The 20,945-nt window shown below is 44.4% G+C and carries 16 protein-coding genes, 8 tRNA genes and 1 pseudogene; 19 read left to right on the plus strand and 6 right to left on the minus strand.

Annotated features, from left to right (window positions below; genetic code table 11):
* Window positions 1-17: 17 nt before the first annotated feature.
* From FTV42_RS00130 to FTV42_RS00180, 11 genes and pseudogenes are all read left to right on the plus strand, one after another.
* A pseudogene (locus tag FTV42_RS00130) lies at window positions 18-371 on the plus strand (YbaN family protein); the annotation flags it as partial.
* A 125-nt stretch (window positions 372-496) separates the two neighbouring features.
* Window positions 497-1,030 carry a cell wall-recycling L,D-carboxypeptidase ElsL gene (gene elsL / locus FTV42_RS00135; RefSeq protein ID WP_180037070.1) on the plus strand — a complete coding sequence of 178 codons (534 nt, stop codon included), beginning with the start codon at window positions 497-499 and terminating at the stop codon, window positions 1,028-1,030.
* Window positions 1,031-1,527: 497 nt separating this feature from the next.
* Window positions 1,528-1,603: transfer RNA gene (locus tag FTV42_RS00140), tRNA-Val, on the plus strand.
* 28 nt (window positions 1,604-1,631) lie between these two features.
* A tRNA-Asp gene (locus FTV42_RS00145) sits at window positions 1,632-1,708 on the plus strand.
* 48 nt (window positions 1,709-1,756) lie between these two features.
* Window positions 1,757-1,833 (plus strand) — tRNA-Asp (locus FTV42_RS00150).
* Between the two features lie 21 nt (window positions 1,834-1,854).
* Window positions 1,855-1,930 (plus strand) — tRNA-Val (locus FTV42_RS00155).
* A gap of 14 nt (window positions 1,931-1,944) precedes the next feature.
* Window positions 1,945-2,021 (plus strand) — tRNA-Asp (locus FTV42_RS00160).
* Between the two features lie 69 nt (window positions 2,022-2,090).
* A tRNA-Val gene (locus FTV42_RS00165) sits at window positions 2,091-2,166 on the plus strand.
* A gap of 12 nt (window positions 2,167-2,178) precedes the next feature.
* Window positions 2,179-2,255: transfer RNA gene (locus FTV42_RS00170), tRNA-Asp, on the plus strand.
* A 105-nt stretch (window positions 2,256-2,360) separates the two neighbouring features.
* Window positions 2,361-2,436 (plus strand) — tRNA-Val (locus tag FTV42_RS00175).
* Window positions 2,437-2,508: 72 nt separating this feature from the next.
* Entirely contained in the window at window positions 2,509-2,970 is a 462-nt protein-coding gene (locus FTV42_RS00180) for a DUF2750 domain-containing protein (RefSeq protein ID WP_004645832.1), read from the plus strand.
* A 25-nt stretch (window positions 2,971-2,995) separates the two neighbouring features.
* On the opposite strand, the gene FTV42_RS00185 is transcribed toward FTV42_RS00180, so the two are convergent.
* From FTV42_RS00185 to yccS, 4 genes are all read right to left on the minus strand, one after another.
* The gene (locus FTV42_RS00185) at window positions 2,996-3,790 is read right to left on the minus strand and encodes a YdcF family protein (RefSeq protein ID WP_180037071.1); all 795 of its coding nucleotides are present in this window, start codon (window positions 3,788-3,790) and stop codon (window positions 2,996-2,998) included.
* Window positions 3,791-3,888: 98 nt separating this feature from the next.
* A complete protein-coding gene (locus FTV42_RS00190) occupies window positions 3,889-6,483 on the minus strand; it encodes a sulfite reductase flavoprotein subunit alpha (RefSeq protein ID WP_180037072.1) in 2,595 nt (864 codons plus the stop codon).
* A gap of 169 nt (window positions 6,484-6,652) precedes the next feature.
* A complete protein-coding gene (locus tag FTV42_RS00195) occupies window positions 6,653-7,213 on the minus strand; it encodes a YcxB family protein (protein ID WP_004280696.1) in 561 nt (186 codons plus the stop codon).
* Window positions 7,214-7,298: 85 nt separating this feature from the next.
* Window positions 7,299-9,473: a YccS family putative transporter gene (gene yccS / locus FTV42_RS00200; RefSeq protein WP_180037073.1), complete on the minus strand. Its 2,175-nt coding sequence runs from the start codon at window positions 9,471-9,473 to the stop codon at window positions 7,299-7,301.
* Between the two features lie 138 nt (window positions 9,474-9,611).
* On the opposite strand from yccS, the gene FTV42_RS00205 reads away from it, so the two are divergent.
* Window positions 9,612-10,829, plus strand: coding sequence for a multidrug effflux MFS transporter (locus FTV42_RS00205; RefSeq protein ID WP_180037074.1), 1,218 nt, complete (start codon window positions 9,612-9,614; stop codon window positions 10,827-10,829).
* A 76-nt stretch (window positions 10,830-10,905) separates the two neighbouring features.
* Here the strand turns inward: FTV42_RS00205 and FTV42_RS00210 are convergent, their stop codons facing one another.
* Window positions 10,906-11,613, minus strand: a complete 708-nt coding sequence (locus FTV42_RS00210) for a nitroreductase (RefSeq protein ID WP_180037075.1) — start codon at window positions 11,611-11,613, stop codon at window positions 10,906-10,908.
* Between the two features lie 902 nt (window positions 11,614-12,515).
* Between FTV42_RS00210 and gltS the strand changes: the two genes are divergently transcribed.
* Both gltS and FTV42_RS00220 read left to right on the plus strand, forming a co-directional pair.
* The gene (gene gltS / locus FTV42_RS00215) at window positions 12,516-13,754 is read left to right on the plus strand and encodes a sodium/glutamate symporter (RefSeq protein ID WP_180037076.1); all 1,239 of its coding nucleotides are present in this window, start codon (window positions 12,516-12,518) and stop codon (window positions 13,752-13,754) included.
* A gap of 45 nt (window positions 13,755-13,799) precedes the next feature.
* Window positions 13,800-15,275, plus strand: a complete 1,476-nt coding sequence (locus tag FTV42_RS00220) for a sodium:alanine symporter family protein (RefSeq protein WP_180037077.1) — start codon at window positions 13,800-13,802, stop codon at window positions 15,273-15,275.
* Between the two features lie 55 nt (window positions 15,276-15,330).
* Here FTV42_RS00220 and chrA read toward each other — a convergent pair whose 3' ends face one another.
* A complete protein-coding gene (gene chrA, locus FTV42_RS00225; protein ID WP_180037078.1) occupies window positions 15,331-16,536 on the minus strand; it encodes a chromate efflux transporter in 1,206 nt (401 codons plus the stop codon).
* 124 nt (window positions 16,537-16,660) lie between these two features.
* On the opposite strand from chrA, the gene FTV42_RS00230 reads away from it, so the two are divergent.
* From FTV42_RS00230 to FTV42_RS00250, 5 genes are all read left to right on the plus strand, one after another.
* The gene (locus tag FTV42_RS00230) at window positions 16,661-17,665 is read left to right on the plus strand and encodes a patatin-like phospholipase family protein (protein WP_180037079.1); all 1,005 of its coding nucleotides are present in this window, start codon (window positions 16,661-16,663) and stop codon (window positions 17,663-17,665) included.
* A gap of 339 nt (window positions 17,666-18,004) precedes the next feature.
* A complete protein-coding gene (locus FTV42_RS00235) occupies window positions 18,005-18,181 on the plus strand; it encodes a hypothetical protein (RefSeq protein ID WP_004731959.1) in 177 nt (58 codons plus the stop codon).
* A gap of 287 nt (window positions 18,182-18,468) precedes the next feature.
* On the plus strand, window positions 18,469-18,990 hold the full coding sequence (locus FTV42_RS00240) for an acyl-CoA thioesterase (protein ID WP_004280680.1): 522 nt from the start codon (window positions 18,469-18,471) through the stop codon (window positions 18,988-18,990).
* Between the two features lie 150 nt (window positions 18,991-19,140).
* Window positions 19,141-19,704 (plus strand): TetR/AcrR family transcriptional regulator, encoded by a 564-nt coding sequence (locus FTV42_RS00245; RefSeq protein WP_005106275.1) that lies wholly within the window; start codon window positions 19,141-19,143, stop codon window positions 19,702-19,704.
* A gap of 40 nt (window positions 19,705-19,744) precedes the next feature.
* On the plus strand, window positions 19,745-20,944 hold the full coding sequence (locus FTV42_RS00250) for an MFS transporter (RefSeq protein ID WP_180037080.1): 1,200 nt from the start codon (window positions 19,745-19,747) through the stop codon (window positions 20,942-20,944).
* Window position 20,945: the final 1 nt, after the last annotated feature.

Below are 20,945 nucleotides of genomic sequence, written 5' to 3' on the forward strand. Positions count from 1 at the left end.
GCGGCTAGGGTTGATGTATGAAAGTGTTGTTTTGGCGAAGTCTGGTGGTGCTGTTTGTGATCCTGGGCTTTATCGGTGCAATCCTGCCGGGTATGCCAACAACGGTCTTTTTGATTCTGGCGGCCTGGGCGGCATCCAAAGGCTGGCCGCAAATGGATGACTGGTTATTGAATCATCCTAAATATGGTCCGACCTTAAGAGATTGGCGCGCGCATGGTACTGTACCGCGTAAGGCCAAATGGCTGGCCAGTATCATGATGCTGATCAGCGGGATCATCATGCTGTTTACCACAGCACCCTTGGCCGTAAAAGCCTTTACCAATGTTACTATGCTGATCGTCGCGATCTGGTTATGGCGACGCCCTGAACCGAATCAGATCATTATTCAGCAAAATACAGTCGACCCAGAAAAGACAGATCTACAAACTCCGCAATCTGTAGATAGCAAATTAAACCCTATAGAGCCAAATAAAATAGAGTCTGAGAATAACAAGTCATGAGTACCTTGTATCTGGATCAAGCCGATATCCTGATTGATCTTGCCCAACAAAAACTGTATCTGCCCCGTCTAAACAAGCAATATCTGATTTCCAGTGGCAAAAATGGCATTGGCGAAACTGAAAATAGTGGCCAGACTCCTCGTGGCTGGCACAAAGTCGCTGAAAAGTTTGGTCAGAATGCTCCCTTAAATAGTGTATTTGTCGCACGTCAGGTGACGGGTGAAATTTATAATCCCCAATTGGCAGCAGAATTTCCGCAGCGTGACTGGATCCTGACGCGCATTTTATGGCTGAGTGGCCTTGAGGCAGGTTTTAATCAAGGGGAGGGCTGCGATACCTATCAGCGTTATATCTATATTCATGGCACCCCAGAAACCGAAAAGATGGGAGAGCCGCTGTCGCACGGCTGTATCCGTATGCGTAATCCGGAGGTCGCTGAATTATTTGACCTGATCAGTGAGAATGCACTGGTTTATATTTCTGAACAGGAATTGGATCTGGAAATGCTGAATGTTCAACGCACTGAATAACATAACGGATCGACTTAAAGTCATGTGAAAATGATTTTGTTTTTATAGGCTGAATCTGCTTGGTGGAGACAGCAGAAAAGATTGATTAATCTGATCCAGATCCTATTTTCATGGCATAGAACAGGTTGAATCATCCTTTAAAGCTTAAATTTATCGCTATTTCCCACTTAAAAATAAATGACAGTTGCAAGATTACATGAACACAACGTCGAGTATTTTAAAGCTTTGTATAATCCTTAATCAGAATTGCAATATGTCGTGTGGTTAGACTGAAACTTCGCAGGGTAAAACACAAAATTTCGCTTCAATTTTCATTTTGAAAATTAAAAAATTTCGGTAGAGACTTAAAAAATAAACAAAAAGTGTTGTTTTTTTTAACAAACAACCTATTTTTTAATCACTCACACCTAAAAAGTGGAAAACATTCCGAAAAGCGTTTGACAGGCTGTGCAGATTCTCTATAATGCACCCATCAAACGATGATAGACGTTTAGAAAGGGCGCTTAGCTCAGTTGGTAGAGCGTCTGCCTTACAAGCAGAATGTCGGCGGTTCGATCCCGTCAGCGCCCACCAAGCTCTTTTATGTTGAGACCTTATAGTTGCAGCGGTAGTTCAGTTGGTTAGAATACCGGCCTGTCACGCCGGGGGTCGCGGGTTCGAGCCCCGTCCGCTGCGCCACTTTAAGATCTTGATTTTCGTTTGCCACAATAGCGACATTGTGTAAATGCAGCGGTAGTTCAGTTGGTTAGAATATCGGCCTGTCACGCCGAGGGTCGCGGGTTCGAGCCCCGTCCGCTGCGCCATTTATACGATAGACCTTTTGAGGGCGCTTAGCTCAGTTGGTAGAGCGTCTGCCTTACAAGCAGAATGTCGGCGGTTCGATCCCGTCAGCGCCCACCAGATTCTTTTGCGATGCAGCGGTAGTTCAGTTGGTTAGAATACCGGCCTGTCACGCCGGGGGTCGCGGGTTCGAGCCCCGTCCGCTGCGCCATTTCAAAAGAAATTAAATTGAGGTCCCTGAGCCTGAATTTAATAAACTAAAGATTGACACTCTTTATCAGGGCGCTTAGCTCAGTTGGTAGAGCGTCTGCCTTACAAGCAGAATGTCGGCGGTTCGATCCCGTCAGCGCCCACCAGATTCTTACGATGCAGCGGTAGTTCAGTTGGTTAGAATACCGGCCTGTCACGCCGGGGGTCGCGGGTTCGAGCCCCGTCCGCTGCGCCATCCTAAGATGAGAAGCTTGGATTCCTGAGATCTGAGTTTTCAAGATACCAAGACTACATCCCTTGTTGGTCTTGCGTCATTTAAAACAACGTTGTTGTTTTCTCAGGGCGCTTAGCTCAGTTGGTAGAGCGTCTGCCTTACAAGCAGAATGTCGGCGGTTCGATCCCGTCAGCGCCCACCATATCTTCTTGCTTCAACTCTATTTATTCCTTAGAATCTGATTGTATTATAATAATATTAAGATTTCACGACCATGAGAAATCCCTATCAGCGCAAAGCCGCGACCAAATCCCAAAAAACTGCTTTCGATCCTCAACAGCTTTATAAGCAATATATTGAAGCCATTGTTGCTAATGCTGGCATTTTTGCACTCTATCAGGATGGGTGGGCCTTATGTGCCACGCCGACCGGACAACGCGCATTTGCCTGTTGGCAAAGTAAAGGTCTGGCTCGACTGTTGATTAAAGACAATTGGGAAAATTACGAGATTCAGGAAATTGGTCTCAAGGATTTTGTAGAGAAAGTCATTCCCTTTTTACGTCAGGAAAGTACCATTGTTTCGCTTGACCTGACCCCGGAAGGGCAGAATATTCTGGTGGCACCGGAAAAATTATTACTTGATATTAAAAATTATCTGTATCAGATCTATGTGCAAAAGCCGGAACTGTTTAAAAATCCGGATATGCCTTTGCCTAGGCAGATCCGTTTAAATTAAATTTATTGTTTTTAAAACAGCTTGTTTATTGGAACAATGAATATTCATTCAGTAGCCAGCCACTTATCAAAGCAAAATATTCGCGTAACCAGGAATTATAGCGAACATTCTGGGGTGTGCTGGCACTCAGGCTGATGACTTGTTGATAACCCTGATGTCTGGCAATGGCACGGGCACGAGGGCTATGAAAATCGCTAGTGACAATCGCAATGGGCTCATTTCGATCAATATGCTGCTGTTTTAAGATTGCCTGAGAATATTGCAGGTTCTGTTGGGTACTTCTGCTTTGATCTTCTAAGCTAATGGGGTTTTTGAGCTGCGGATAGTTCGTGTAGATATAACTTTGCATGACTTCAGCTTCGCTCTGTCTCTCCCGGAAATTTCGTCCACCGGTCATAATGATTAAAGTATTTGGATATCGTTCTGCATATTTTGCTGCGGTATCCAGACGATTTTTTAAGATGGGTGAGGGCTGACCCTGATTAATGCCACTGCCTAATACTAAAATCGCTGCAGCAGGTCGTGCCGGAATATTCGGGTTAATTGACATCTGGATATAAACAAAGAAAGCCGCGACACTGATTATCCAGAATAAAAATCCGCCCCAGAGACTGTTCCAGAACAAGGTTCTGAATCGAGAATTCTGTTTCCAGCGCTGAATAGATGAAAAAAATAAGGCGTACAGGATGAGTGCCACCCCAATGAAGATCGACAGGGCAATAGCAAAATGCCTCTGACCTTGGCTCAGTAACCAGACGCTATTGATACATAGGATCAAGCCAGAGATCAGGCTAAGACTTCGTTTAAGTTGATTGAGCATCCAGGGTTCCTTTTTTCTTATTCATATTCTTATTATTGCTTTTGCATCTTCAATAAAAACCGGGCCATTGAGCCCGGTTTTTAGCATATCAGGTTATCTTAATATACATCACGGCGATAACGTCCATCCAGACGTAATTGATCTAACATCGTTTCACCGAGAATCTCAATCAGGGCCTGATCCACATCGCTGGCCATGCCATTGATGCTACCACAGACATAAATCACTGCACCTTGAGCAATCCAAGCTTTTAGTTCTTCAGCCTGTTCACGCAGTTTATGGTGTACATAAACTTTTTCCTGCTGGTCGCGCGAGAATGCAAGATCGAGACGTTTCAGGGTTCCCATTTGCAGCCAGGCCTGAATGGTTTCTTCAAAGAAGAAGTCGTGTTCACGCTGACGTTCACCGAAGATCAGCCAGTTCTGGCTATAGTCCTGACGGTTACGCGCACTGAGCAGACTTAATAGTCCGGCAATGCCGGTACCATTACCAATACAGATAATCGGGCGGTTGTCATCAATCAGGTGGAAAGATTCATTGCTGCGAATACGCAGTGCAATGGGCGCATTGAGAGCCGCATGCTGGGTCAGCCAGCCTGAACCCAATCCCAGATTACCACTAGCATCGGTTTGCTGACGTACCACCAGACGTAAAACCTGCTGGCTTGGAATACTGGCAATGGAGTATTCACGTGTTGCCAAAACCGGTAATTGCGTGAGGAGCTGATCCAGAGAATCAAAAGGTTCAGCCTGAGTCAGATCACGATCCCAGAGTGCCTGTTCAATATTCTGTTGCATAGAAGGTACTTGTGTACCCGCTGCTATCTGGTGCTTTTGCATAAATGCATGAATACGTTCTGGGCTATTTCCTGGCTGAATCTCGGCAATATCACCTGCTTGCCAGACGGCTTCATGCTCAGGGGTCAGTTCGATATTGAAGGCAGGCGCACCCAGACTACCCGGATTGAGGACTTCACGTTTACTCAAACTCCAGTGATCAAAGGTCTTATCGATACTCATCGCTTGTAGCTCAAGTCGAGTGACTTGTTCCAGCGCACTATTCCATTGCTGGATATGCTCGTTATTGGCATTGTCGACTTCAATCGTATTGAATAGCTGCTGGGCACCATTCTGTTTTAACCACTGATCAATACGGTGACCAAAACTGCAATAGCTGTCTGGATATTCCTGAGAACCCAAGGCCAATACCGCATAACTTAAATAACTGAGATCAGCTTGAGCAGACAGGATTTTTTTCTCAAAAGAAGAGGCCAGATCTGGCGCTTCGCCTGTGCCATAGGTGCTGGCAACAAATAATACCTGTTCGGTTTGCTGTAAATCGGCAAGCGTCAGTTGTTGTACCGGCTTCACTGTTGCCGGTTGACGTGCTTCCTGCAGGGCAGTTGCTGTACGCCAAGCCAGTTGCTCAGAAACCCCTGTTTGTGAGGCATAAGCAATGAGCCACGGTTTAGCATTTTCATCCAGGTTCACTGCAGTCGCACCCTGACGTGCTGCCAGCGTTAAGCGTTTCTGCTTGCGACGTTTCAGATAGAGCATCCAGCCAGTTACGAAGAATAACGGCATCAACAAGGCTGCGACCATGGCAAAGAACTGGTAGATCGGGCCGAAGAAGCTGCCACGATGCACCGGTAACATGCTGCTCATGATCTTTTCATTGAGCTTTTTATCTTCATACAGCTCAACTTTGGTAAATTCAGCTGTCTGGTAATTATAAGTGGCACTGTTTCGTGCACGTTCATGCTGAACGATTGGATCGACAAAGCTCAGTTGCATTTCACCATCCGGTTTTTTCGGAAGGTTAAACGTTACAGTAGAATACTTATCTGAAAATTCAGTGTTAAAGCCAATCCAGCTCTGGTCCAACGCACGGACAGTAGCTTCAGGGCTGAGACCTTCGCGGCCTTCACCTCGTGTTTCACCTTCAGCACGTGGGCCACGTTCGTCGCCTGGACGTCCTTCACCACGGTTATTGCCCGCATTGGCCTGCATTTCCGGTTGTGGGCGTTCCACACCCAGCACCTTAAACATACCATTGCGCCACCAGTCATAGGACCAGTACAGGCCGGTACAGGCCAGAATCAGGTAGAAAATCACCACCCAGGTCCCCACAACAGCATGCAGATCCCAGATAAAATTACGGCCTTTCAACTGAGGTTTTACAAAGAACCATTGCTTGATCGAATGACGTTTCGGCCAGCGCAGGTACAGACCTGACAAGACAAAAAAGATCAGCATCAGGGTACAGGCACCGGTAATCTGCTTACCTACTGGACCAACCGTCAAATTACGATGCAGTTGCTGAACAAACTGGAAAAATTCCCGACCCTTAATCTCTGGCAAGACTTCCGCAGTATACGGGTTGATCATGATGTTCTGACCACGCCGTGCCCCTTCTTTGGCAACATTCACAGTACTCGAAGCACTCGGATCTTGTGCCACGGTAATACTGTTGATCTTCATGTCAGGCGCAGTACGGTTAAAGTGCTGATACAGCTCGGCAGGCGTGAGTTTGTCACGTTGCTGAACCTGAACTGTATAACTGTCGCTATTCATCCATTTTAATATTTGTTGTTCATAGGAATAGATTGCGCCAGTGACCCCCATTATCGAGAGGATTAAACCTGCTGTAATCCCCAGAAACCAGTGGATTTGGAAAAATGTCTTTTTAAACATGGTCGTCAGATTAAGGGTGAGATCTATAAAAGTGGCAAAATTATAACTGAAGTTTGAGCCTGAATTATAGGTGTTGAGGATAATATTTATTCTCATTATCATTTATTGTTTTAAGATTAAAAAAACCTCCATGCCGGGGCAGGAGGTTTTTCACTGAAGAAAGAACAGGTTAGATTTGTTTTGCTGCGCCCACTTCTGCTTCCAGATGCTTGCGAATCGTGGCGAAAGAGAAGTTTTTGCTGTCCAGACGTTTCGGTAGGATATACGCACCTTGCTGGCCTTTTACTTTGAAATTGACCAACATGAATTCTGGTGTGTTGTACCATTCATAGATGTCTTTCCAGCTAATCGCACCAACACCTTCTTGCATGCCCATTTTCTGGCGCATCACGATGCCATGCGGTTGCACGCCCAGGCGAACACCTTTGATTTCCTGTACCGGAAATTCATTCATCTTGCGTTTAACATACCATTCCAGACCAAAGGTACGGATCAGGTAATACAACACTACACAGACAATGGCCACCCAGCAGAACACGGTAGAATAGTTCTTCAGGAGCAGAATGCCCAGAATAGAAAGTGCAACAACAGCACCCATGATCAGCCATGCTTTCATGCCAATTTTATTGGTACTACGCCAGATCACCAGCTGAGCATGACGCTGCTCGGCTTCTGAAATTTCATAGTTCACAGGCTGTAGGGTATAAGCGTATAAATTTTTCGCGGTCATAATGAAATTAGCAGATTTTAAACTGTAAAAAGTTTAGCACTAATTGTACCAATTCAGTGAGTATATTGTTCCAAAATCAGCCAAATTATAATGAACCTAATTCAGTTGCCTGTTCATCACGCTCATGACTCAAACTTTGTTTCAGTTGACTCAACTGCTTTAAAATGCTGAACATTAAAGACAGCTGCTGCAAAATGATCAGGGATTTTTGATCTTGCTCCTGATCTTGAGCCAGGCGCTGTCGAATATGGGCAATCATATTTTGCGCACTTAAATCGGGCATTTCATCTCGTAACAATGCACCACGAATGTTCTCGAGTGCTTTGTCCAGTAAATTCAGAATGTCCTGATCTTCAATTTTTTCCCGGTGTGCGCCCAGTGCGGCAATATAACTGATAAAAGTATGGTTCAGACAAAGAAACTCAAAGGCTAGTGATTTTTGTACCGGATCAATATCCGGTTCAGTGGCCAGTGTCGAAATCAGTGAAGCCACCTCGGCATCGGTATTGTGGGCAGCACGACGCACAATCCGATATTTCAGGCCATTATTACGTCCCGATTTATACTGCTCGATCACTTCACTCAAATAATCTGCTTCTGCCTGCAAGCTGCGTTTGATACTGCGCGGCAAACGCCGGAACTTCCAGTCCGGGAAAATAAAGCTGACGCCGAACCAGGCAATCGCACAGCCAATCAAGGTGTCGATCATACGCGGGATGGCCGCGGCATAGCCCATACCATCCAGATTGAAGTTGATCAGCGCTAAAATCGTGATAAAGGCGGTGGCCTGTGCATACTGTTTACTGCGCAATTCAAAGAACAAAATCCCACTCAGTACCAGAAGCAATAATTGTCCTTCGATGGAAGGCACAAAATATAAAATGGCATAACCGAGAATAATACCGACCAAAGTGCCCACGATACGCAGACGTAAACGGCGTTTGGTGGCGTTAAAGTTCGGCTGGCTGACAAAGAGTGCAGTCAATAAAATCCAGTAACCATATTCAATATTGCTGACCTGTACAAAAATATAGCTGATCAGCAGCACAATCGACAGGCGAATGGCATGCCGGAACAGCACCGATTCTGGGGTCAGATGCTGCTTAATACGAATCTTGATGTCATCCCAGCCTTTCAGGTCATCATCTCTAAGCTGGTTCTCGATATGTTTGAAACGCTCGGACTTGATACTTTGCTCGGTTTCCAGATTGCGTAACTGGGCATCAATCGATTTCAGGTTTTGAAACAGCGCAAACAGGGCACTGATCCAGACCTGATCATAATGCTGCTCCTGACGTAACTTATCCAGAGACTGTCTCAGGTTATCAAAGGCATGCTTGAAGCGCTGGTTATGCACATAGGGTTTGCGCATCAGTAAACTTTCACTCAGGTCCTTACAGGCTTTGCCCTGAATTGACATGATGCGCTGGAAGCGGAACAGGATATCGCTATGCTGGAAAATCTTGGTCAATTTCTGATAATCAATATGTGCTGAATCGGCACGTTCATGAATATCCTGCGCCACAAAATAATATTGCAGACTGCGACGGGTGTCTTTTTGCCCCCGGTCACCTTTCAGGCGAGTCAAAAGGGCAGTTTTCATCTCATTAAAAATCGCAATCAGTTTCCCATTTTCAAGCGAGAGTTCAATCATGCTTTGCTGATAGCTTTTCGGGGTCATGTCCACATCAAACAGATTGGACTTGGCATATAAAAAGTCACCGAGAGCAGAATAGGAAATGGCAAGCTTGTCTTGCGCCAGTCGGGCAGGGAAAATCAGGAAACTGATGGTCGACAGCAGACCGTACCACATCGCGCCGATGACCAATAAACCAGCCTGTTTATACCATTCATCAAACAGCTCCACCCCGAGCATGGAATAAACGGAAATCACCAGACAGCCGTAGGAAATCGTGGCATAGCGTCGCCCTAGTGAACCCAGCAAAATCAGGGCAATACAGGACACAATTAAGGCCAAGGCAAACAGCAAGGGATAAGGAAAAAGCAGATATACGCCTACTGCCGTAATAAAGAAGCCAATGTAGGTGTAGAGCAGATTTAAAATCCGCACCGAAAAGCGGTCATCAATATCGCTTAAACCGGCTGCGACCACCCCTAAAGTCAATGGGATCGTCATCAATTGTTGTCCCATAAAATAGGGAACAAAGGCGGTACCTGCAAATGCCGTCATCATGCGCAGGTTATACATCAAGGTCGTGTTATAGGTGGTTTGCTTGAGACGAGTGAGCCAAGATTTCAAAGGTCGTCCTTTATACTGCAGTCTTAGAGCTGAATCTGAATAGGCTAATGAAAATAGTATATTTATAAATCTTCATTTCAGGCTAAATCATACTATGCACTGTGTTAATTTGTCTGCATATTAGCGCTTTAAATCTTCATGCTTATGACATCGAATAAAATAGTACAACAACCTTATGCCATGTCCTGGATTGTTTTGCTGGCGACCTTAAGTGCATTCGGGCCTTTATCCATTGATATGTATCTTTCGGCCTTACCGGCTATGGCAGCAGATTTTGGTGTCAGTACCCAAATGGTTTCCAATAGCTTGCCGGCTTATTTCTTCGGTCTGGCGATCGGGCAACTGATTTATGGTCCGATCAGTGACCGGATTGGACGTAAACCGCCACTGTATTTTGGGCTGTGTTTATACATTGTGGCAAGTTTGCTGTGTGTCTTTGCGCAGGATGAATGGAGCCTGATCGCTGCACGAATTCTGCAAGCTCTCGGTGGCTGTGTCGGGGTGGTCATGGCACGCGCTGCAATTCGCGATCGTCTGGATATGCATTCAGCAGCTCAGGCCTTTGCCAGCATGATGATTGTGACTGCGATTGCGCCAATCATCGCCCCGAGTCTGGGGGCCTGGGTGTTGATGTTTTATGAATGGAACATGATCTTTTTGGTGCTGATGGGCTGTGGTCTGTTGAGTCTGGCCTGTGTACATTTTCTATTTAAAGAAACCCTGGAGCCAGAACGCCGTCTCAAGCTGAACTTTCAACAGGTTATAAGTTTGTACCGGTGCATTTTTCAAGATCCCAGCTTTCGACGCCCGCTCTATGCCGGCTGTTTTTCCGGTGCGGTGATGTTCTGTTATATCAGTGCTTCTTCGACTATTCTGATGGATCGTTATCAACTGACCGAGCAGCAGTTTGCGTATGCCTTTGGTGCCAATGCCTTCGGGATCATGCTGTTTTCGACCTTGAATAAACGTCTGGCTGGGCGTTTCTCGATATTGCAGCGTCTGAAAATTGGCACCTGTCTGCAGTTTGCCGGTGTATTAGGGTTAATCTTGCTCGGCTGTCTGGATGTCGATTCTGTGCTCTGGGTGTTGTTAGGCATGTTTATTGTGGTGGCAGCCCTTGGGTTTACTGGTCCGAATGCCATGGCTTTAGCAATGGCTAAACAGGGCGAGCGGGCAGGAACTGCAAGTGCCATTATGGGCAGTATGCAATTTGTCTGTGGTTTATTGGGCGGTGTATTACTGAATTTTCTGATCTGGCATGCTTTACTGAATATGGCATTGATCATGCTGGTTTTTGTCGGTATTTCTGCTTGGGCGATTTTTAAAATCAACATGCCCAGCCTAAAAAATGCATAGATGCTGGCTGCCTCTCAGATAATAAAAATACTGGTCTGGACAGAGGGCTAAGCAAGTTGGCTTAGCCCTGCTTGCATCACTCATCGATAAACACGGCAAATTCTTCTACGGGAACGCGCGGGGTAATAAAGCTGTTAATAATTTGCTCTGGGTCGGCATAACCCAGTGCCATACCGCAGACCAGCTCTTCATCATCGGGTGCGCCGACCAGATCAAGCACGATCGGGTGAAAGTGATTCCAGGCTGCCTGCGGGCAAGTGTCCAGACCGCGGGCTTTTGCGGCTAGCATGACATTCTGGATCATCATGGAAACATCCATTTTGGACCCAATCGCCAAAGACCGATGTACAGTAAAAAATAAGCCGACAGGGGCATCAAATAATTCAAAATTACGCAGCTGCTGACACGCCATTTTTTCCTTTTCGCCTTTCTGAATATTCAGCAAGCCATATAAACCCCAGCCATTTTCATGACGACGTTCAATAAATGGCGAGATCCATTGTTCAGGATAATAGGCAAAAGTTTCCTGATACTGCTGCGACAATTCCGGATTTGCATAGATTTGCATTTGTGCCTGACAAACCTGCTGCACGAGTTCATCACGCTTTTTACCTGTTACCACATACACTTTCCAGGGTTGGGTATTGGTTCCTGAAGGTGCGCGGCTGGCCACCGCCAGAATCTCTTTTAAGGTGTCTGTACTAACGGGGGTATTTAAAAAAGCACGCACTGAATGGCGAGAAGTGATGGTGTGATCTACAGCATGAACAAGATTTTGATCCATTATGGGGTCCAGTCGAATATCCTTATTGAGTTTGTAATGACTATAAACTAAACAAACAGAACGGGGGATAGGAAAATTTCATTCTCAGCCGGCTGCAAAAAACAATTTGTCAGCAAAATGACTTGAGGAATGAAATTTCGCATTCTTTTAGCTAAACATAAATCGCCTCAGTGATAGCAATCGATTTACCCATAATGTTGGTCTTTGATTTAAAAAATGGCTTAAAACCCAAGTGCTTGAACCATTCAACAATAACAATTTCAAACAGAGAACTGGTTTATTTTGACTGCAAATCAAGATAATTTAATTTCAAGATCCCTGTTTCATTCCGTGTCGAGTAAAAGATTAATATTTTTTTTGAATTAAAATATAGATTAATCTTCATATAAAAATGAGAATTTATAATTATTTTTTATAGGTAAATTAACTATTGCTAATAAAAAGAAATAAAACTTGATACAAAGAAACAGCATAATGTACGACTTTTCATCTTAATTCATGCATTTTGTGATTAAGATCTGTTTTAAATAACGCGATTCCAGATGGCTTGAATGAAGTCTTTAGGTTGAAAGCACTCATCAAGCACTGAATGTTTTTTTGAGCTTAAAACACAGTTTTTTTACCAACATGCGCGTCTGTTTGAAAATTGTCTGCAATTTTCCAACAGACTGAGTGTCGGAATAGAAAAGGTGTTGCTTTTATAAATCTCTCATTTGTTGAATATGATCGTGATGATGATATTCATAAGTTTAAAAGAGATGATAAATCGGTTTGTTTTTCTAATGGTGATAGATCAAATCAGGATATTTCCAGATAAAGATCTAATGAGCGAGCTAGAGATCTAGCGCACTCCCTTACTTTTAGAACAATAAAAAATTCAAAATCATCTTGGGCAAAAAATTATGGATTTTACTTTTAACGCATTTTATACCTTGATTGCCGCAGTCATTGTTTTGTTACTCGGCCGATTCCTGGTTAATAAAATCGATTTTTTAAGACGTTACAATATTCCTGAGCCGGTTGCGGGCGGTTTGGTTGCGGCGATTATCTCATTGCTGGTGCATTCATTGTGGGGATATAGCATCACCACCAGTGCAGAATTACAAACCAGCTTTATGCTGATTTTCTTTGCTTCGATTGGTCTGAGTGCCAACTTTTCCAAGTTGCGTGAAGGTGGGATCGGTCTGGTTATTTTCCTGTTTGCTGTTTCGGCTTTCATTATTTTGCAAAATGCGGTCGGCATGAGTCTGGCAACATTATTGGGTATTGACCCACTGATTGGCCTGATTGCAGGTTCAGTTACCTTAACCGGCGGTCATGGTACTGCGGGTGCATGGGGGGAGATTTTTGAAGTTGAACATGGCATTCAGGGTGCTTTGGCACTGGGTATGGCCAGTGCGACTTTCGGTCTGATCATCGGCGGGATCATTGGTGGACCTTTGGCCAAATTACTGATCAATCGTCATAACCTGGCTACTGCACGTACCGATCAGCAGATCGAAAAGCGTGACAATACACCAATGGATAGCACGACCAACGAATATGTACCGTTTGAATATCCGCATCAGGTGCGTTTAATTACCGCTGATAATGCAATCACGACCTTGGGCCTGTTCGCAGGTTGTTTGGCTTTTGCAGAGTTTATGACGGGTTTCAGTAAAGGTACTGCGTTTGAACTGCCAACATTTGTCTGGGCATTGGCGGGTGGTGTCATCCTGCGTAATGTACTGGAAGGTGTTTTCAAGGTTCAGATTTTCGATCGTGCGATTGATGTGTTCGGTAATGCTTCATTGTCGCTGTACTTGGCAATGGCATTGTTATCATTGAAATTATGGCAATTGGCTGACCTTGCAGGACCACTCATGGTGATTCTGGGTGCGCAAACCATCACCATGGCTTTGTATGCAGCTTTCGTCACTTTCCGCCTCATGGGCAAAAACTATGATGCTGCGGTACTTGCAGCAGGTCATTGTGGTTTCGGTATGGGCGCAACGCCAACAGCGGTTGCCAATATGCAGGCGATTACCAATATGTATGGTGCGTCGCATAAGGCCTTCCTGATTGTTCCATTATGTGGTGCGTTCTTCGTTGACTTAATCAATGCTACTGTTATTCAGATGATTTTGAAGTTTTTTGCATAATTTTTATGCCTGATACGATGAGTCATAGGCTCATAAGGATGTGACATGAATGATCAGTTAAATGAAACCTTACTCGGCTGGATTAATGCCCTGAATGGCCCTTTATGGGATTTTCTGGTGGTGTTTCTGGTCGCAGTCGGTATTTTCTACACGATCATGACGGGTGCAGTACAAATTCGTTTGTTCTGGCACAGCATGAAAGTCATGAAAAATAGCCGTGGCAAGGTTCAGGATACGCACGGCATTACCCCGTTTCAGGCCTTTGTCACTGGACTGGCAAGCCGGGTCGGTGTGGGCAATGTCGCGGGTGTCGCCATTGCGATTGCGATTGGTGGCCCCGGTGCCGTGTTCTGGATGTGGTTTACTGCCTTTTTGGGCATGAGTTCTGCTTTTGTTGAATCCTCTTTGGCACAGTTGTTTAAGGTGCGAGATAACAAAAACCAGCAATTCCGTGGTGGTCCAGCTTATTACATTACTCAAGGCCTGAAACAGAAATGGCTCGGGATTGTCTTTGCGATTGCATTGATCACGACTTATGGTTTTGTCTTCAATGCAGTTCAGGCCAATGCCATTACCGGAGCAACCTCTCATGCCTGGGGCTGGGATCAGGCGAACCTGATTCTGCCATTAGGCGGCCTGAATCTGGAAATTTCCTGGGTCGGATTGTTTCTGGTCTTGATGACTGCGGTGATCATTTTTGGCGGGATTAAACGGATTGCGAAAGTTGCGGAAAGCTTTGTGCCGTTTATGGCTGTGCTTTATCTGGCTGTGGCTTTGTATATTGCGGTCATCAATTACGATCTGCTCCCATACATCTTCCAGCTCATTTTCAGTAAAGCCTTTGAATTTGAAGCTGCTGCTGGTGGTTTCTTTGGTGCCATGGTATCTATGGCCATGATGATGGGCATCAAGCGTGGTCTGTTCTCTAACGAGGCAGGGATGGGGTCGGCACCGAACGCCGCTGCAGCCTCGGATGTCAAACATCCAGTCAACCAGGGTCTGGTACAGATGCTCGGGGTATTTGTAGATACCTTTGTGGTGTGTTCATGTACCGCGATTATTATTCTGGTCTCAGGACTGTATGAAAATGCAGGCTTTGAAGGCGTGACCTTGACCCAGATGGCGCTTGAAAGCCAGATTGGTGCTTGGGGCGATGACTTCCTGGCTTTGATTCTGTTCCTGTTTGCCTATTCTTCGATTATTGGTAACTATGCCTATGCCGAAGGAAACGTCCAGTTCATCAATAACAATAGCCGGGTGATGTTGATTTTCCGCTTATTTGTATTGGTCATGGTGTATTTCGGTTCTATCGCCAGTGTGCCGTTGATCTGGAATATGGCAGATCTGTTCATGGGTGTCATGGCAAGTATCAACTTGATTGCGATCCTGTTGCTGATGCCATTCCTGCTGATGCTACTCAAAGACTATACCGGTCAGCTGAAGCGTGGTGTGAAAAAACCTGAATTTAAACTGGATAACCATCCTAAATTTAAAGATAAGGTTAAATCAGATATCTGGTAAGACTTGAAGCAAAAAGCCCCGATCATTCGGGGCTTTTTTTGTGCCAAAGTTTTCTTTAGAAGAAATTTAAATAACTTTGATAAAGCACGAAGCCCAAAATCAGGCTGAACCAGACTGGTAGTTTTGAGCGTAGCAGGGCAATCATCACCGCGACAAAGACCAGGTCGGAGCCATAACTAAAATAACGTTGTGAAAGATCCAGCAATAAATACAGCAATAGCCCCACCACCGCAGCATTGATGCCCATCACCGCCTGATGAATATGGCGCTGCTGCATCAACCATGACCAGTAGGGCAAGGTGGCAAAAATCAGGAAAAATGAAGGTAAAAAGATTGCGCAGGTCGCTAGTACTGCATTCAGCCAGACATAGGGCGTCCAAGGCAGCAAAGCACCAATATAACTGGCAAAACTGAATAAAGGCCCCGGCATAAGCTGGGCAAATGCATAGCCAAGATCAAAAGATTGTGCACTCACTAAACCAGTCGTGACAAAGTCCTGATGTAACAAAGGCAGAATCACATGACCGCCACCAAACACCAGCGAGCCAGTCTGATAAAAATTGGAAAAAAATTGCAGCTCCGATTCACCCCATAATTTTCCAGCTAAGGGGAGCAGAAAAAACGGCAAGATAAATGCCAGTAACCAATAGGGTGCAGCGGCAGATCGAATATAAGGCGAGCTGATTGCTGTTTTGTTAATTTCTTTAGGTTTTGAATCTGATGGGGAAAAATATCCAGCCAAGAGTCCACAGATTGCGCCCAGCATAATCACAAGAATCTGATTAAAACTCACTGAAACGACTATCAGTAATGCGACAGAGAGGATTAAGACAGCATATTGCCAAGCTGATTTACAGAAGCTTCTCAGCATTTGCCAGAATGCCCAGGCGATTACAGAAAATACAATTAACTGGATGGTATGAAAGCTGTTTGAGTTTAAAATATGAAAATAGCTTTGACCCAAGAGCGCCACCAAGGTCATCAGAATCATTGAGGGCAGGGTAAAACCCAACCATGCGATCACGGCACCAGTATAGCCCCGTTGCAGATAACCGATCGACAGCCCCACCTGACTGCTGCTCGGCCCGGGTAAAAGTTGCGCCAAAGCGACCAGTTGACTGTACTGGGTGTCATTCAACCATTGCAGTTGGGTCACAAATTTTCGGTGAAAAAACACCAGATGCGCCGCTGGACCACCAAATGAAATGCAGCCCAGTTGCAGGAAAATCAGGAAAATCCGATACAGTGAGATTGAAGACATACAGTTATGGGGAAAAATGAAGATAAAGTAGCTGAACTGTATGACAGTTTTACGAAATTCTACAGACTATTTATGCATGTGTTTATACACTATGCTGCTTTAGATTAATGAGGACATTCTCTGCATGCAGAAATATGTGTTGAGTATGGTGATACTGGGTACATTTGGCCTAAGTGCTTGCCAAACGACCCCAATGACAGCCCAAGCGGCGACCAGTCATCTACAACCTGCTGCACAACGCGGAGAAGCTCAGGCACGTCCGAATCAAATTGATTTTCAAAAGATCAAACAAACCCAGCAACGTCCGGTAGTTGCTTTAGTTCTGGGCAGTGGCGGTGCGCGTGGCTATGCGCATATTGGTGCGTTGGAAGTACTGGAACAGGCGGGTATTCAACCAGATTTTATTGTCGGAACCAGTGCGGGCAGTATTGTGGGATCCATTTATGCAAGTGGCAAACCGGCGATTGAACTGCGCAATATTGCTCTCAACATGCGACCGAATGATGTCCGTGATATCAAGCTGGCCAGAAAAGGTTTTTTTGATGGCAAGAAAGTTGAGGACTATGTCAACTTGCAAGTCGATCAAACCCCGCTTGAAGCCATGAAAATCCCGATGTTTGTGGTAGCAACCGCGCTGAAAGAAGGCAAGAAAGTCGTCTTTAACCATGGCAATACCGGACAGGCGGTACGTGCTTCAGTCTCGATTCCGAGTATGTTCATTCCGACCATCATTCAAGGTAAAGAATATGTAGATGGTGGTCTGGTCAGTCCGGTGCCGGTTGATGTGGCACGTGAGCTAGGGGCCGAGATTGTAATTGCGGTGGATATTCTGGCACAACCTATTCATACCGAAACCAGCAATGTCTGGGGGCTATTTAACCAGAACATCAATATTATGCAGCAACATCTGGCACATGAAGAATTAAAGCATGCAGATGTGGTGATTCAGCCGGACTTACGCGAAAAAGGTCATATCTTTGATGTCCGTGGCAGGGAACTCACCATGCAGGCTGGTGCCGAGGCGACCCAGTTAAAGTTGATGGAAATTTCACAAGCCTACCAAAAACATGATTATGCTCAAGGACATCGGATTCCACAGTTTGTGGTACATGAACATCAAGCTCAATAAATCTTTTTTTTGAAATTTCTGTTTATCCCTATATCGCAGTATAGGGATATTCAATCAAAAGGATAACGGATCATCGGCTGTAACGCTTAACTGATTGTTATAAAAGATAAGATGATTGCCTATGTGTATCAGTCAGTCGGAATTATCGCAAAAGATAAAATTAATTTTAAATATAACAAATTGAATTATAAGTATATTGTTTTAAATAATAAGCCTTATTCGTCTTAAATTAAAATTTTAATATTATTATTCGTATACTTAAGTTGATCAAATATTCAAAAGCATCTGTGTTCATGCCAGAATGCAGTTTGAAAAGATCACTACACAGATGTAGACATCATGATGCATATTAAAATTGGACAGCAGGTCAAACTGGCACAATTCGAACACTATATTTTTACAGTGACCGCGACCCATCAGGATGGTTCTTTTACCGTTGAAACGACCTTGGATGGTCAACAAATTTTAAGTTATCAGAACGTGGCGCAGGAAATGCTCAGGCCAGTGATGCTTTAAATCACACAGAGCCTTTTTATTTTCCTGAATTATTTTTGTTCAGAGCTTAAAACAGTGAAAAATTCTCAGTTGCTGTGTGATCAACCCCAGATAAATAAGTGTTGATTTATTGGCACTTAACTTTCTAACTGAGATTTTAAGCAATTAAATATATTTTTTTCTGTATGAATACATTTTCTATATCAATAATTGTGATGCTTCATTTGCCGAATTGAACATTTTATCCATGCTAAAAACGCTATAATAATAAACGATAACCTTGTCATTCAAAGAGTTCAAAGAAAACGATGGCCCCTTTAGATCAAATTGCAGCAGTGTCGGATGACCAGTCAGAGTTAACGATGTCAGTTCTCATGACGCCAGATATGGCAAATTTTTCAGGAAATGTTCATGGTGGAACCATTCTGAAATTATTGGATCAGGTGGCGTATGCGTGTGCAAGTCGCTATTCGGGTAGTTATGTCGTGACCTTATCTGTAGACAAGGTGAATTTTAAAGAGCCGATTCACGTCGGTGAACTGGTTACATTTCTGGCCAGTGTGAACCATGTTGGCCGTACTTCAATGGAAATCGGGATTCGTGTAGAAGCCCAGAATATTCAAAAGAGAACGGTACGTCATACCAATAGCTGTTATTTCACCATGGTTGCGGTGGATGAAAATGGTAAACCAAAACAGATTCCAGCTTTGAACCTGGACAATGACTGGAAACGTTGCCGTTTTGAAGCAGCGGAACAGCGTAAAGTCGCGCGTTTGCAAGAAAATCATCATCCTTCATGCAGCATTTATAAAAAGACTGCACAGAGTTAAGTTAAATCGTGATTGAGAAAATACCTTCATATGAAGGTCTTTTTTTTGCATCAATTTCAGTTTTTCACTGGAGCTTTGTTATTTTTTACCCTAATATAAAACGATACGTATCGTTTCGATTTTTAGATCTTAAAAGTTAAGTAGAAAAATATGAGCAGTGACGAAAAAAGTTCCCGACGACAGCAGTGCATTTTACAGGCGGTCGCAGATGCGCTGGCAGAATGTGAATATCATCAGCTGACGATTGAAGATGTAGCGGCACGTGCCGGTGTTGGCAAGTCCACGATTTATCGATGGTGGAAACATAAATCGGAACTGGTGCTGGACACTTTCAAACAGCATACAGCTTCGGTATTTGAGCTGGATACCTCTAAAAGCCTGAAAAGCAATCTCATTCAACAACTCGGTTCTTTATCTCAAGCGCTGAATCATCCGGTCGGTCGGGCTTTGCTGGTAGTGATTGCCAATCACCGCGAACTGGCAGGTGAGTTCTTTCAGCAATATCTCTTGCCACGTCGGCAACAGACCCATCAACTGATTCAGCAAGCGATTGAACGCGGAGAAATCCGCGCTGATTATCCTTTTGATTTGATGCTGGATACCTTATACGGCCCGATTCATTACCAGATCATTTTTTTCAACCGGATTCCAGATGAACACTATATCCAGAATCTGGTCGAGTTGGCCTTGCATCCGGTCACTGTTCAAGCCTGAGTTTGTGCTATTTCCCTACAAATTTTAAGAGTTGGTGATTATGTCAGTTAGCGCTGAGCGGTTATGGAATCGCTCATTTATCTTGTGCTTATTCAATAATTTTTTCCTGTTTGTTTATTATTTTGCCTTACTGACCATCTTGCCGATTTACATCATGAAAGATCTGGGCGGTTCGGTAAAAGAAGCGGGTCTGGCGCTGACGCTATTTTTGGCCTCTTCGATTGCGGTTCGGCCATTTTCCGGCATGATCATCGAAAAGCTCGGCAAGAAAATCTCGATGCGCGGTGCAGGCGTGATTTTTGCCTTATTTTCCTTTAGTTATTTGCTGGTAGATAGCATGTGGTCGCTGTTGCTGGTGCGTTTTTTACATGGTATCTGGTTCAGTATTCTGACCACGGTGGCAGTACCCGTCGCTAATGAATTTATTCCTGAACAGCGCAAAGGTGAGGGCATGGGCTATTTCGTCATGTCGACCAATCTGGGTGTGGTTTTTGGGCCCTTGCTGGCATTGACCGTAATTCAGTTCACCAGCTTCAAAGTCTTATTTGGCATTCTTGCCGTTATCATTTCTTTGGGGCTCATTTTCTGTTGGATGCTCAAAATCATAGAGTTACCAAAACCTGAAGCTATAAGCACAGAAAAAACCAGCTTGAGCTTGCAGGATATTCTGGAAGTCAAAGTTCTGGCGGTAAGTTTTGTGGCTTTACTAACCGCTTTTGCCTACTCGGGCATCATGAGTTTTATTACTGCATTTAGTGAAACCAAGCAGCTTTTGGGCTATACCAGCGTATTCTTTATTGTATTTGCAGCATCCATGTTGCTGGTCAGACCTTGGGTTGGAAAGATTTATGACCGTAAGGGACCCAGTGCGGTGATTTATCCTTCATTTATTTTCTTTGCCATTGGTCTGGTGATTGTCAGTCTGATTTCCAATCAATGGATATTATGGTTGTCGGCAGTGTTTATTGGCACCGGTTATGGTTCACTATTCCCATGTTTGCAGACCTTTGCCATTCAGTCGGTCGACAAACAGCGTATGGGACATGCGATTTCAACCTTCTTTACCCTGTTTGATCTGGGTTTAGCGATCGGTTCCGTGGCAATGGGAGTATTGATTGCCTATTGGGGCTTTGAAACTACTTATGTTTTGAGTGCCGCACTCGTCATTGTGACGATATTGGTTTATCGTCAGTATGTAGCCAAAAAGCAAAATAAGCGCCCGGCAAGTTTGGAGTTATAAA

The sequence above is a fragment of the Acinetobacter sp. YH16052 genome (assembly GCF_013417155.1).
GTDB lineage: Bacteria > Pseudomonadota > Gammaproteobacteria > Pseudomonadales > Moraxellaceae > Acinetobacter.